We start from the raw sequence: 12,637 nt of genomic DNA on the forward strand, positions 1-12,637 counted from the left end.
CCTTTGTGTTTTCGGTAGCAGATAATGCTAAGGGGACTAATCCTTTTTAAATTATTATGTTAAAATAAAATGGAAAGTAGGTTTTCTACAAAGCCGGATAATTCAAACTATGGATTGTATCTTTCCAAAAGATTATCAAAGAATACTGGTGCTGAATTACATGTGATAAGGGTCATACAACCAGATATTGATAACGAAATGCATGAACTTATTGAGGATGACCTTGAGAAAGTTTCAGAAGACAAGTCTATCTATGGTATATCGACTCACCTGATTGAAAATATCTCTGTTGAAAATGCAATACAAGACTTCCTTGAAAAGGATGACATATTGGTAATAGGTGATTCTGGAAGACGTTTTAGTTTCTCTTTAATAGGTGATTTACCATGTGTTCTGGCTAAAAGTCATAAAGGTCCTGTGTTGATAATCAAAAAACACAGGCCAATTTCTTCCGGAGGGCTGATGTATGTGGTCATGAAAAAAGTAAGGCGTATTATGTCATATGTCATGCATGTTTTCAAAAAGTAATATAATATTCGGATAACTGATTATGCATGATGCTTTATATTCTTTATATATTACTTTCACCTAGCTTAGGGTTAGGTTATATAGGCTGAATACATACTGAGTATTGCCTCTCCATAAGAAGAAACAAACAAGAGGCTTGAGGATTTGAAATGAAAGAATTAGCACATGAAATTAGTGCCAGGTTCAGCGAACTTGGAGTGGAGATCCCAATCGGGGAAATTGAAGAGCGTCTTGACAAAATGATCAACAAGTTCAAGGTGCCAAAGGACGAAGCACGCAGAAGCGTTGTGAACTACTTTTTGAAATCATACAACATCAAGAGGAATGAGTTCTACACAGGACAATCAGAATCACCTCTTATCAATATCTCCGACGTGGATGATGGTAAATGGGCAAATATCAGGGGAAAAATAGTCCAGCTATGGGATAACACCCATGAATCCATATCACAGGTAGGTCTTATTGGAGATGAAACCGGAACTATCAAATTCACAATATGGGAAAGTGCCGGATTGCCCCAGGTTGACGAAGGAAAGAGCTACTTTCTGAAGAATATAGTTGTGAACGAGTGGAACGGTAAGTTCCAGATCAATGTTAACAAAAGCAGTTCCATAGAATCTCTTGATGAGGACATAGAAGTTGGAAATGCAACTGTGGAATTTAAAGGTGCGATGGTGGACATACAATCAGGGTCTGGTCTGATAAAGAGGTGTCCTGAGTGTAATCGTGCTCTTACTAAGGGTGCATGCATGGAGCATGGTAAGGTAGATGGGGTATATGATCTTCGTATAAAGGCTGTCATGGATGATGGAAGCTCCATACAGGATGCGATTCTTAAAAAAGAACAGGTTGAAGAAATAACAGGTACGACTCTGGAAAATGCAATTGCAATGGCTGCAGATGCTCTTGATCAGGGAGTTGTCCTTGAGAAGATGAAAGATTCACTGGAAGGAAGATATTATTTAGTAACCGGTTCGAGGGTTGACAGATATCTTATCGTTGAGTCAATTTCTCCTATATTTGAATATGACTCTTCCGAACTTGATGAACTTATTGCAGCAGCAGAGGTGATCTGAAATGGCCGGATACACAAGGGAAGTTGCCAGAAGGATCTTTGCACAGGAGTTCAGAGAATCAAACCTGACCTTTAAGGACGGGGATGATCAGTATGCTCCCCAGTATTTGCTGACACCAACCGGTGCAAAAGTTAATAGAGTATTCATAGTGGGCACTCTAATAGAAAAAGAGGATATCGGTACGGATTCCGAGTACTGGCGCGGTCGTGTGACTGATCCAACAGGCTCATTCCTGATATATGCAGGTCAGTATCAGCCGGAAGCTGCACAGGTGCTTGCAGAATGCGAAACTCCTGCATTTGTTGCAGTGGTTGGTAAACCAAGTACATATACAACAAATGAAGGCGATGTCCTGACCTCAGTAAGACCGGAATCTCTCCATGTAGTTGATGGGGAAACAAGGGATATGTGGGTAATTGAAACTGCAAGATGCACTCTCGATAGGCTTAGATCACTGGAGGATTTGTCCCCTAATGCTCAGAGGGCAAAGGAATATTATGATCCTGATGTAAAACATTATTCTTCAATGGTTTCTCAGGCATTGAAGTCCCTGAAGGAAACCTACTGAAGTATCTGAGCTGATATCAGGGTTTTTCCCTGATTTTCTTTTTATGTATTAAGTTTCAACCAAAAACTCCATAAATAACATAATCATTGATTATAAATGGGGTTTTATGAAAACTTATTTAGTACTCTGGTTCAATAGTGATGGTGCCATGCCTTCAGAAATAGACAGGAGCCTTATGTCCCTGGGATTTAATGCAGTTCAGGGAAATTATGATTATGTCTATGACTGGGGAGATAATGTTAATCTGGATGAGATACTTCGTTTCACTGACAAGATTCAGATGACTCTGAAGGGCACCGGTGTAATGTTTAAAACAGAAACTGTAAATGGCCAGAAATAGATTCTTGAATGTTATTATTCGTTCTCTCCGAGACTGCGGGAAAAATCAATATATTCACAGGACTGGCCGGTTATAGGGATAACATTAGTTTTGACTGAACCATTCTCTATCTCAAGTTCTACTGCACATGGATCAGACATACGTGGTTTTGTAGGTGAACCCGGACATATCAGAAGAACATCACTTTTCTCGATAACAGGTCTGTGTATATGGCCAAAAACAAGTATATCGACTCCCATTTCAAGGGCCATGTACCTGGTTGCCGTATTGTCGACAATTGAAAGGGATGCCTGGTGTATAACTCCTATCTTCACACCTTCAACTTCAAATATCAGTTTTTCAGGAAGGATGTCTCTTACGGCAGGTTCATCTGAATTTCCATGGACCGCTTTAAGCTTTCCTGTTGATTCAAGTGCTTTATAAAATGGGAAAGTGTCAAAATCACCTGCATGAATAATCATTTCATACTTCTCAAAAAGCTCAGACAGGTAAGATGGGATTTCTTCCGAATCCAGATGTGTATCAGATATAACAATGATTTTCATAGTTACTATTATTGTATGCTGAGGTCGACAAGTTCATATTCAAGATTCTCAGTCTCAAGTCTGCTGAGTATAGAAGGTACTTCTTCATCGATGGCAAGAACAAGCGATGACAGGCCATGGTAAGCCGCTTCGATAACGGATTCTTTAGCTCCGAACATCACATGTGGTTCACGATCTATTTTACGAAGCGCGATCAGGGATTCAACTCCTATAATGGCAATATATTCTTTAGATTTTGCCAATGATCTGAGTCTTTCCACATCGACATTATTAGACCCTCCTCTTTCTACCCTTGGAATTCTGCAAACAGTAATACTGGCATTCTCAAGGTCTATAAGTCCCATGAGGTCAGTAACACCAACATCTTCACCCTGCTTTGCAGCAGATATCGTTGTTCCTGTGGCGTTTGTAACATCCGTGCTACTTACATAAAGGAGACCATTCTCCATTTTAAGATAGACTTCTTTCCCTTCTTCAAGGTCTTCTCTAGCAATTGCAGTCCAGGTGGAAACATGACTGATTATATCACTCATTACATAGCGTGCATATCTCTTCATGTCTGCAGCATTCTCAAGTACCCATTCAACGCCCTGTTTTGTGATTCTGTATCGTACTCTGCCTTCGGAATAGATCAAACCTTCAGCTACCAGTTCTTTGATGTACTCAGAAACTGCCTGAGGCGTGACACCAATCTTCTCAGCTATTTCTTTTTGTCTTACATTAGGCTGATGTGCAGCTACTTCTATCAGAATCTGAAATTTAGTAATACCGCTTTTGCTATGAAGAAGTTCTATCATTCCGCCTCACCATTCTGGAGTAATTTGAGCCTTTGACCCATGACAGAAAGCTTATCGGATCTGCGGGCAACCGCACGTATATACAAAGGACTCTTGTTCAATGCTCTTGTAAGACTGCTCATAGAGTCATTGCCCTGCTCCACCAATATTTCGAGTTCTTCAATGGCATCCTTTACTTCTTCATACGGCATGAAAGTAAGCATAATAATGTCGCTCATGTCCTCAAAGGAACACTGGAAGTTAGTCTGGACTTTAGAATATGATGTACGATACTCTTTTTCAGGTGTCTTACCAGGTTCAGGCATGTGCCACTGGCTCTCTATAAGACCACTTTTTTTGAGTATATTAATGCTCCTGGTGACATCTGTTCCCAGAAGTTCCTCTAGTTCTTCCTTTGTCATCCAGAGGTTCAGAAGTGCATCAAATACTTTTTTGTGTCTATTGGATCCAAAAACCTGAAGTAGAGGTACGAGTTCGGAAGGGTCATTAATAATTCTTGTTCGTTTACTCATCTAATTACCTCGTATACGCCAACGGACCAGGTGCAAATAGTCACATTCAGGCTCTCAACTACGTTTAATGCAAAGAGCATAGCCTGCATGCCTTCTATTTTAGCACCTATCATATGGAGGTTAAACTTAATAAATGTGTTGTGATTTCATGTTGTTTTGAAATAGATGCTGGCTTTTTCAAGTCCTGATCAGAAGTTCGGCACAAGTCTTAGCTTTTTACTGATGCCATGAATGCATAGGCTAATCTCCACTATCCAATGTATGCTGATCTCAGAGCAGAACCGTTTTTATATGCCAAATCAAAACCGCATAAACTACGACTTTACAGTTATCTATTTCTTCATTTTGAGAGGGACTCCTATAACGTCATTATTCTTATTAAATCTACCTGTTTTCTGCTAAATATTATTTGGGGGATACCGGTAAATATATCAGGTTTGTTATCAATTATGATACAGTCATTATGTCTGATAATATCTATTTACTCATTAATGATGTTCTTAAAGGAAGGCAGCTTTCAATAAGCGGTGTTACCCGTGAACTTAAGGAGAAAGGTATTGATGAACACCGTCTTGTTATGACTGGTTATCTGCGTGCTTTGAAAGATCTCAGAAAACTTAGTGAGGTAGAGATTCCTCCATCGAAGGTTTACAGTCTCCTAGAAGCCGAACAAGCGGATACCAACGACATATATTCTCTTATAGGCGAACACATTAAAAGTGTAGATCCCGAATATATGGTTCCTGTGGCAGCATATGTCCTTTCAAAAACTCTTGAAAGGCCCGTATTTAAAGAAGAATTTGCACGCATGGGTATCAGCTCAAAGATTCTGAATGATTATCTTACAACATCGGGTTGTATCCTGGAACCTGCAGACAAAAGTCCAAAAGAGTATGCGACAGGTATAACTAAACTGAAGATAAGTTCTGGAGAAGCTGCTTTTGAGCTGGGGGGAATAAACGAAAGTATACTTAAGCATTCAAATTGCATACTTCTCAAGATAGTTAGAAACTCGGTTGATCTAAGTGGTCTGATACCAAAAACAAAGTCCACATCATTGCAGGATTTCAGCTGATTATGTGTGAAATAGAATAATATTCCGAAGTGTTTCTTATGTCTGAAAATAATAATGAGACTATTATAATGCATCCAATTGGTTTTGTTAGCAATGATATTTCCGATCCTGCTTATGCCAGAGAGAAAAAGGACACGGTTTCCCAGATTGTTCTGAAAGATGAATATATTGAAGCTCTGGAATACATAACAGATTTTGACAGGATAGAAGTTCTTTTTCATTTCCACCTTTCTGCGGGTTATTCCATGATTCAGAAACGCAGATATGATGGCAAACTGGCCGGTGTCTTTGCTTCACGAAGTCCTAAAAGGCCAAACGGGATAGGAGTTACTCTGGTCGACCTCCTGCAAGTGGATGATAATATTCTGTATGTAACGGGGCTTGATGCAATAAATGGTACCCCTGTTCTGGATATTAAACCTTATATTTCTGAATAGTTTCAGTTTAAGCGGATATGAATTTTGTTTTTGAGGTTTGTCTTTAATGAATAATGAATCTATTATCAAAGTAGCCTGCATCCAAATGGGCATATCAGATTGTGATAAAAAAGCAAATATCACAAAAGCACTGGCTATGGCAAAAGAAGCTTTATCCAGGGGTGCAGAAATTCTTGTGTTTCCTGAAGTTTTCTCCACCGGTTTCTGTTATGATAATATGGAACTGGCCGGTGAAGACGAAAATGGTGAAACTGTCAGAGAAATGTGTGATTTTTCAAAGGAACATAAATGTGTAATGATTTTTTCCATAATTGAAAAACAAGTTTCTTCAACAGGACCTGATTATTTCAATCTGGGTTTTTGCATGGAAAATGGTTCTGTTGAGGGGATATATCGAAAAACACATCCTTTCAAAAAAGAAAAGCAATATTTTTCAGCAGGAGATTCTCTATTTCCCATTGTACTTGAGAAAAGAGGGATTACAATTGGTCTTCAGATATGCTATGAGATACGTTTTCCAGAGGTATCCAGAAAACTTGCTTTAATGGGATCTGATATTCTTGTAACAATAGCAGAATTCCCAAGTCCCAGGGGACATATCTGGAGAACACTTGCGATTGCAAGAGCAATTGAGAACCAGATTCCTCACATTGCATGCAACCGGGTAGGGAGTAGCTCAGATTCATCGTTCTTTGGAGGTTCACTGGTCGTGGGTCCATCAGGCAATGTGATTGAAGAAGCTGGTGATAATGAATCTATTATTATTAGCACTCTTGATCTTGGAGCAACTGGTAAGATCAGAAATGAGATTCCTGTATTTGAAGATAGACGGACTGATCTGTATTTGAAATAATGATATAAGTTAGTGCCGTAATTTTATATCTTAGTTTTTTGCAAAGTTACCCTGAATGTTGTTCCTTTCCTATCGTCCCTGTCAAGAACGTCAACTGAACCTTCATGAAGGTCAACTATACGCTTCACGATTGCAAGACCTATTCCGGTTCCTTTTATGTTGACTTTATGTGCCCTTTTAAAACGATCAAAAATAAATGGCTTTTCTGCATCAGGGATTCCTTCACCTTCATCTGAAATCAATATCTTCCAGGCGTCATCAACGTCTTTGACACTTACGTAGATATTACTTCCTGTTGGGCTGTATTTAATGGCATTGCTGATTATGTTGGAAAACACATCTTCTATTGTTGTATTTACATCAGCCGGGTAGTTGCCTGTGGGATTAAAGGTAATTGTCATATCCTTTTCTTCAAGTTTTGGCTCTAAATGATTAATGACATCTTCTATTATGTCTTTAAGGTCGAATGTTTCAAAGGTCATTTCATCTGTGTTCTCAAGTTTGGCAAGATGTGCAGCATTCTCAATAAGCTCTATCAGTTTCTTGTTATTTCTTTCGATTGCTTCCAATGCTTCTTTTTTTCTGGACTCTTCTTCAACTTCAATAAGGAACTCGACATAACCTTTGATGACAGTTGCAGGATTTATCAGATCATGTCTGAGTATGTCAGTGAAAAGATCTTTAAGTTCATTGGAGGTTTTAAGGTCCAGTGAATACTGCTTCAATTTTTCTTCTGCTATCTTCCTCTCCCTGATTTCAACTTCAAGTTCACGGTTCTTGGAATTTAGTTCGTATGTCTTTTCTTCAACCTTGTTTCTGAGTGTAAGACTTAATATGACAAATATAAGAAGAAGTCCTCCACCAATACCGACTGAAAACTTAAGCCACGAAGGACTTTCCCATGTAGAAAGATTATTTTCAGTATCTTCCTCTGCAGTGTTGTCCTGCATGTAGTGTATGGTTCCGTTCTCAGTGATCATCTGGGATATGTCTGCATCAATCTGCCTGGCAATCTCCGAATCGGTATAATACGATAATGCAAAAACCATGTCTGTAGGTGATATTACAAAAGGGATTTTTTGCAGTTCAAATTGATCCTCATGTACTTCTCCATATGACCTTGGTATTATTCCTGCATCAACTTCCCTGTTATCCAGAAGCTCGAATATCTCAACATAGCTACCAGCGCTTATGAATGAATAATTGCTGTTTGAATTTCCGGGACTTGTGTTGAAATTTTCATAGAATAGATCATCCACATGGGCGATTCTTTTCTCGTTAAGGTCATTCATGGAATTGATTCCTGAACCTCTGTAGGTGTAAACGATTCCCCAGTCAGTATATACTGCTTCAGAGGTCAACAAGTAACGTTGTTCCATTTCAGGTATGTAGGGAACTGCAGGGAGAATATCTATGCTGCCATTATCAAGCCTTTCATAGTTCTGGTTGAGTGTTCCGGGTATGTATTCAAGTTCCCATCCCTCTTTTATGGCTATACTTCCCAGTATGTCTGCATAAAGGCCAACAGGTATTCCGTTCTTATCCTGCGAGATGAGAGGCTCATTTGGGTAAATTCCCACTTTGAGCTCCATGGTGGAATTGGCACCAGCGCATGTGATAAGGAGGAAGCTGAATAATATGAAAACAACGAAAGGTCTGAATGGGATCTTTTTCTTTATTTTGATGCTTTCATCTGATCTTGGGTATCTTCCGTTCATTTGATGCTCAATAAGTGATGCTCAATAGCTAGTCTTATTTTATTGGCTTCAAATTTATATTTATCGTTTATTTTTCTTTAAATAGGTCATCAAACTGACACAGAAGTTTAAATAGAAAAAAGAAAAAGAAAAGCCAGTCAGAGACCAGCTTTTTACTCAAGGTATATAGCAGGCCTGAGTGGTGCTGCAAATCTCGATTTATTCTCCGGATCGTATTCCGGTTCATCGGCATTGTATACTTGTATCGGGCAGCCGATCTCATTTGCAAGGCACTCTATATTCTCTTTGATTATTGTCATCTCATCAAGACTCATTCCCAGCAACATTTCAAACCTTTCTGTCTTCATACTGCACATATCAGGCACAAGTTTCTGGACATACTTTGGTATTTCTTTTCCATACTTGCGGTTCTCAGGATCTGACATCAATGTTTTGATAAGCTTTCCCGGGTTCAGGTCTTCATCATTCTTCATTTCAAGAGCCATCTTGAAAGCTTTGATCTTCCATTCCGGTGCAGTGTAGAGGGCAACCATCTTTGGCTCCATCTTTGTGACCTTGATAATCTCCTCTATATCTGAAAGTGTATTGCACATGAGCTCTTCTGCAAGCTCTGCATCATTATCGATGAACCTTGGACAGAATATCGGATATGGCGCCTGAGATACAAAGTCTCCGTCACCATGACCAATTTCAGTCCACAGTTCTTCACAGATATGTGGTGTGAACGGAGCCATGAGGCGTACCCATACATCAAGTACATCGTAAAGAAGTGCTGTGCCACCTCTTCTCTGATACCATTTTACATCGTTGTAGAGCAGGAAGAACGCATTCTGGAGTGCACTTCTTGTCCTGATCGATGTCATGTCATTGTTTGTTTCCCTGACACACTGCTGCAGTCTGCTGAGCATCCAGCGGTCAATAAGTTTCAGTTCTCCGTCAATTCCTGACTGTGCACCTGAATCAATTATCTCTTTTGCAAGTTTGTAGAATCTTTCAACCTGCTTTTTTGCACTTTCAACACCAACATTTCTCCAGTCGGCATCCTGGGTCTGTTCTGCACTTGACAGGATGTACATACGGGAAATGTCTGCACCATAGGTATCCACGGCTTCCCTGAGAGTAAGTATCGGTCCCTTGGACTTACTCATCTTCTGTCCTTCAAGAGAAACAAATCCATTGACTGCAAGGCTGCGTGGCCATTTATTCTCATCAAATATCGCAACATGGTGGAAAAGGAAGAACAACAAATGGTTTGGTACAAGGTCTTTTCCTGAAGATCTCAGATCAACCGGATACCAATAGTCAAAGTCTGATTTTATGTTTGCAATAAATTGCTCGGAAAGTCCGGTATCGATAGCTGTCTGTTGGACCGAACCTTTTCCAAGAAGCACATAATCAAAGAGCGAAGGTTTCAGTTGTTCGACATCAACACCCTGTGCAAAGAATTTGTTTGTAATGTAATATGACATGTAGATGGTCGAATCACCAAGGGATTCGATGAGCCAGTTCGTGTCAAACGGGAGTTTTGTTCCAAGACCTTTTTTCCTGGCGCATGCCTTGTCCTTAAGCCAGTCTACCTTGTTATTGAACTCAACTCTTATTTCCTCTGGAATGATGTCCATATTCTCAATACATTTGTAGACCTTTGCTTTCCATTCAGGGTCTGAATAATTGAGGAACCATTGTCCTTTAACCATGTTCACGACACATTTTGTTCCGCAGCGGCATACAACAGGCTCACTGAATTCGTAAAACACTTCCCCTATTCCTTCGTCAAGCAGATCACGTGTAAGTATGTCCTTGATCTTTGAAACAGCCACACCTGCATATTTGCCTGTGTTCTCTTTCAGGACACCACCATGGAACTCACGGCGGTAAACCATCTTTGTTGCTTCCTCAGCTTTCGGATCATTCTGGTCTTTTACTTCAAGCTGTTCAACTGCTTCAACAGCAGGGTATTCTCCGAATTCCCTGGCCTGAATAAGTGATATAAGTTTAATATCCCTGAGGTTTTCTTTAATTCCATATTCTGAAAGGTCTTTGTCGTAAAGGTCCTTGAGTGCCAGATAATCATATGGTGCGTGGGCAGGCACACTCATTACAATACCACTGCCGTTTCCGGGTTTGACAAATGATGCTGGGAGTGTTATAACTTCATTACCGGAAAGTGGATTCCTGACTTTAATTCCTACAAGCTCTTTACCGGGAACATTCTCTATGAATTCAATTGTCCTGTCTGTAAAAGTGAGTTTATGATACGCTTCCTTGCTGACAATCCATATCTCTTCGCACCCATCCTTGCTGACCTTTATCTTTGCATGTTCCACATCCGGATTTATCCAGAGATTCGTAACACCAAAAATGGTCTCGGGTCTGAGAGTTGCACATGGAAGTACCATGCCGTCATAAGTGAATTTGACAAGTGTGAAATCAACAATAGTGGCTTCTTCCCCGTGAAGGATGTCATGATCTTCTACCGGGTTGTTGTCGTTAGGGCACCATTTAACAGGGTGTGCACCTTTGACGATATGTCCTTTTTCGTGAAGAAGGTTGAATTGCCATTCAATGAACTTTTTGTAAGTAGGGTCGGTAGTGGTGAACTTGCGTCTCCAGTCAATGGAATAGCCAATTGAACGCATTGCTTTTTCGGCTTCCACACTGAAGTATTCAACAATTCTTTCAGGTGTGGTAAGAGTTACAAGAATATCCTCAGGAATTCTGTGCAAACGCGAGTAAACGTCCATTGTCTGTGGGTCCTGGTTTGCAATAAGTTCTGCAAGCCCTACAATAGGTGTCCCTGTAACGTGGAATCCCATTGGATATAGTACATTGTAACCAAGCATTCTCTTGTGCCTGGCAATCACATCACCGATGGTGAATGTCCTTGTGTGCCCGGCGTGTAAATTGCCGTTTAAATATGGGTATGGGATGGTGATAAAGAATTTTTCCCTTTCGTCAGGCTCTGGCTCGAATATCCTGCTTTCATTCCAACGGCTTTGCCATTTGTCTTCTATTCTCTGTGGATCATAATCCTGTTCCATTATAAGCACCTCTCACACCGGGTGTAATCAACCTTAAGAGTTTGTATATTAACTCAATCAGGTTAAATATTAACTTTCTGTATTCATTCTGAAGAAGCTTTCATTTATAGCTATCATTCATAGGGTCTGATGAGTATGAAGTGCTTAAATGCCATGGGAAAACTTCAGGATGAACTTCAATTGTTTATTTTCAGTAGTATTTGATGTGGTAATAAATAACAACCTACATAAACCACACGGAAACGCAAGGTATGCTTACTTAAAAGTACTTTCAAATTTTTGCCTGAAATTCTTCAGGCATTGATGCCAGAACAGCTTTTAATTACCATTTCTTTATCATCTGCTCTCCACAGAAATAACACATGAATTCTCCTTCTCCGCAGCTGTGACAGGGGTTTAATATTTCCATGTTATAACCACAATTAAGGCAATGATAGCGTTGTCTGACAGGTGTTGAATTTTCACAATATTCATTCATAGTCCCATCTTCTAACTATGCATCTGATTTAATATGTGATAAAGTTTACTTGTTGCACAAAATCATTATTATGATGAGCATTATATTTTTAGATTTGACCGTTATGCTTATTCTCGGTTACCTTTGTATTCAGTATTATGGTATTCAAGACTATAGGTGGCTCTGTATTTATTCAAAATGTCCCTGCTTTTCTAAAAGAACTTGCAGCTATATCTTCTTCATGTAACACCACTGTTCAGGCGATGGATTCTGATAAAATTGCAGGTGAGAATCATATTGGCTTTGCTGTTGAAAAAGCTTTAAGGGCAATGGAAAACGAATTAAATATTGCACGGGACACTGGTGTGGAGATAATGAGATATGCTTCAGGAAAAAGACAGATAGAAGAAGCATTTTCAATGGGTGTTAGAGAAGGTGAGATGAATGTTGTTTTTGTGGTCCTCGGTGAAGCAGAGAAAGTTGATATTGCAATAAAGGATCTTGCAAATCTCATAGAGGAAAAACCTGTTGTTGCTTACTCTGAAATCAAAAATAAGGCTCTTTTCACACAGTTCTCCATAACAGAACAGGAAATTGCAGCAGCCGGAAAAGACCGTATTCCTCAACTGGTACTGGAACGGATTGCTCTTGTTGACATATTAAAATAAGCTACAATAAACCTGATTTGGT

Annotated in this window: 13 protein-coding genes; 8 read left to right on the top strand and 5 right to left on the bottom strand. The window is 39.6% G+C overall.

Annotated elements, in window-relative coordinates; genetic code table 11:
- Positions 1–69 precede the first annotated feature (69 nt).
- The 4 genes from J2746_RS07140 (at position 70) to J2746_RS07155 (ending at position 2,512) form a co-directional block, all read left to right on the top strand.
- Positions 70–528: a universal stress protein gene (locus J2746_RS07140; protein ID WP_209618404.1), complete on the top strand. Its 459-nt coding sequence runs from the start codon at positions 70–72 to the stop codon at positions 526–528.
- Between the two features lie 149 nt (positions 529–677).
- Positions 678–1,604: a replication factor A gene (locus tag J2746_RS07145; RefSeq protein WP_209618407.1), complete on the top strand. Its 927-nt coding sequence runs from the start codon at positions 678–680 to the stop codon at positions 1,602–1,604.
- Position 1,605: 1 nt separating this feature from the next.
- Positions 1,606–2,172 carry an RPA family protein gene (locus J2746_RS07150; RefSeq protein WP_209618409.1) on the top strand — a complete coding sequence of 189 codons (567 nt, stop codon included), beginning with the start codon at positions 1,606–1,608 and terminating at the stop codon, positions 2,170–2,172.
- Positions 2,173–2,278: 106 nt separating this feature from the next.
- On the top strand, positions 2,279–2,512 hold the full coding sequence (locus J2746_RS07155) for a hypothetical protein (RefSeq protein WP_209618412.1): 234 nt from the start codon (positions 2,279–2,281) through the stop codon (positions 2,510–2,512).
- A gap of 14 nt (positions 2,513–2,526) precedes the next feature.
- Here J2746_RS07155 and J2746_RS07160 read toward each other — a convergent pair whose 3' ends face one another.
- Genes J2746_RS07160 through J2746_RS07170 form a run of 3 tightly spaced genes read right to left on the bottom strand, consistent with a single transcriptional unit; the run spans position 2,527 to position 4,366 of the window.
- On the bottom strand, positions 2,527–3,057 hold the full coding sequence (locus J2746_RS07160; RefSeq protein WP_209618415.1) for a metallophosphoesterase: 531 nt from the start codon (positions 3,055–3,057) through the stop codon (positions 2,527–2,529).
- Positions 3,058–3,065: 8 nt separating this feature from the next.
- Positions 3,066–3,854: a DUF7839 domain-containing protein gene (locus tag J2746_RS07165; RefSeq protein ID WP_209618418.1), complete on the bottom strand. Its 789-nt coding sequence runs from the start codon at positions 3,852–3,854 to the stop codon at positions 3,066–3,068.
- Positions 3,851–4,366: an ArsR family transcriptional regulator gene (locus J2746_RS07170; protein ID WP_209618422.1), complete on the bottom strand. Its 516-nt coding sequence runs from the start codon at positions 4,364–4,366 to the stop codon at positions 3,851–3,853. The genes J2746_RS07165 and J2746_RS07170 overlap by 4 nt, the downstream gene beginning before the upstream one ends.
- Positions 4,367–4,829: 463 nt before the next feature.
- Here J2746_RS07170 and J2746_RS07175 point away from each other — a divergent pair, with 463 nt between their 5' ends.
- From J2746_RS07175 to J2746_RS07185, 3 genes are read left to right on the top strand one after another with little or no spacing between them, the layout of a single operon-like run.
- Entirely contained in the window at positions 4,830–5,441 is a 612-nt protein-coding gene (locus J2746_RS07175) for a hypothetical protein (protein WP_209618425.1), read from the top strand.
- A gap of 38 nt (positions 5,442–5,479) precedes the next feature.
- On the top strand, positions 5,480–5,878 hold the full coding sequence (tsaA, locus tag J2746_RS07180) for a tRNA (N6-threonylcarbamoyladenosine(37)-N6)-methyltransferase TrmO (RefSeq protein WP_209618429.1): 399 nt from the start codon (positions 5,480–5,482) through the stop codon (positions 5,876–5,878).
- Between the two features lie 46 nt (positions 5,879–5,924).
- Complete coding sequence (locus J2746_RS07185) at positions 5,925–6,731, top strand: nitrilase-related carbon-nitrogen hydrolase (RefSeq protein ID WP_209618432.1); 807 nt, start codon at positions 5,925–5,927, stop codon at positions 6,729–6,731.
- Between the two features lie 23 nt (positions 6,732–6,754).
- Here the strand turns inward: J2746_RS07185 and J2746_RS07190 are convergent, their stop codons facing one another.
- Together J2746_RS07190 and leuS are read right to left on the bottom strand one after the other, a co-directional pair.
- Positions 6,755–8,449: an ATP-binding protein gene (locus tag J2746_RS07190; RefSeq protein ID WP_209618434.1), complete on the bottom strand. Its 1,695-nt coding sequence runs from the start codon at positions 8,447–8,449 to the stop codon at positions 6,755–6,757.
- A gap of 152 nt (positions 8,450–8,601) precedes the next feature.
- Positions 8,602–11,490 carry a leucine--tRNA ligase gene (gene leuS / locus J2746_RS07195; RefSeq protein ID WP_209618437.1) on the bottom strand — a complete coding sequence of 963 codons (2,889 nt, stop codon included), beginning with the start codon at positions 11,488–11,490 and terminating at the stop codon, positions 8,602–8,604.
- A gap of 615 nt (positions 11,491–12,105) precedes the next feature.
- On the opposite strand from leuS, the gene cgi121 reads away from it, so the two are divergent.
- Positions 12,106–12,615 (top strand): KEOPS complex subunit Cgi121, encoded by a 510-nt coding sequence (cgi121, locus tag J2746_RS07200; RefSeq protein ID WP_209618440.1) that lies wholly within the window; start codon positions 12,106–12,108, stop codon positions 12,613–12,615.
- Positions 12,616–12,637: the final 22 nt, after the last annotated feature.

The organism is Methanolobus bombayensis (assembly GCF_017873415.1).
In the GTDB taxonomy this organism is placed as follows: domain Archaea; phylum Halobacteriota; class Methanosarcinia; order Methanosarcinales; family Methanosarcinaceae; genus Methanolobus; species Methanolobus bombayensis.

Coding starts and splice junctions, on each gene's coding strand:
- J2746_RS07140 (WP_209618404.1), top strand. CDS start 70: ATGGAAAGTAGGTTTTCTACAAAGCCGGATAATTCAAACTATGGATTG.
- J2746_RS07145 (WP_209618407.1), top strand. CDS start 678: ATGAAAGAATTAGCACATGAAATTAGTGCCAGGTTCAGCGAACTTGGA.
- J2746_RS07150 (WP_209618409.1), top strand. CDS start 1,606: ATGGCCGGATACACAAGGGAAGTTGCCAGAAGGATCTTTGCACAGGAG.
- J2746_RS07155 (WP_209618412.1), top strand. CDS start 2,279: ATGAAAACTTATTTAGTACTCTGGTTCAATAGTGATGGTGCCATGCCT.
- J2746_RS07160 (WP_209618415.1), bottom strand. CDS start 3,057: ATGAAAATCATTGTTATATCTGATACACATCTGGATTCGGAAGAAATC.
- J2746_RS07165 (WP_209618418.1), bottom strand. CDS start 3,854: ATGATAGAACTTCTTCATAGCAAAAGCGGTATTACTAAATTTCAGATT.
- J2746_RS07170 (WP_209618422.1), bottom strand. CDS start 4,366: ATGAGTAAACGAACAAGAATTATTAATGACCCTTCCGAACTCGTACCT.
- J2746_RS07175 (WP_209618425.1), top strand. CDS start 4,830: ATGTCTGATAATATCTATTTACTCATTAATGATGTTCTTAAAGGAAGG.
- tsaA (WP_209618429.1), top strand. CDS start 5,480: ATGTCTGAAAATAATAATGAGACTATTATAATGCATCCAATTGGTTTT.
- J2746_RS07185 (WP_209618432.1), top strand. CDS start 5,925: ATGAATAATGAATCTATTATCAAAGTAGCCTGCATCCAAATGGGCATA.
- J2746_RS07190 (WP_209618434.1), bottom strand. CDS start 8,449: ATGAACGGAAGATACCCAAGATCAGATGAAAGCATCAAAATAAAGAAA.
- leuS (WP_209618437.1), bottom strand. CDS start 11,490: ATGGAACAGGATTATGATCCACAGAGAATAGAAGACAAATGGCAAAGC.
- cgi121 (WP_209618440.1), top strand. CDS start 12,106: ATGGTATTCAAGACTATAGGTGGCTCTGTATTTATTCAAAATGTCCCT.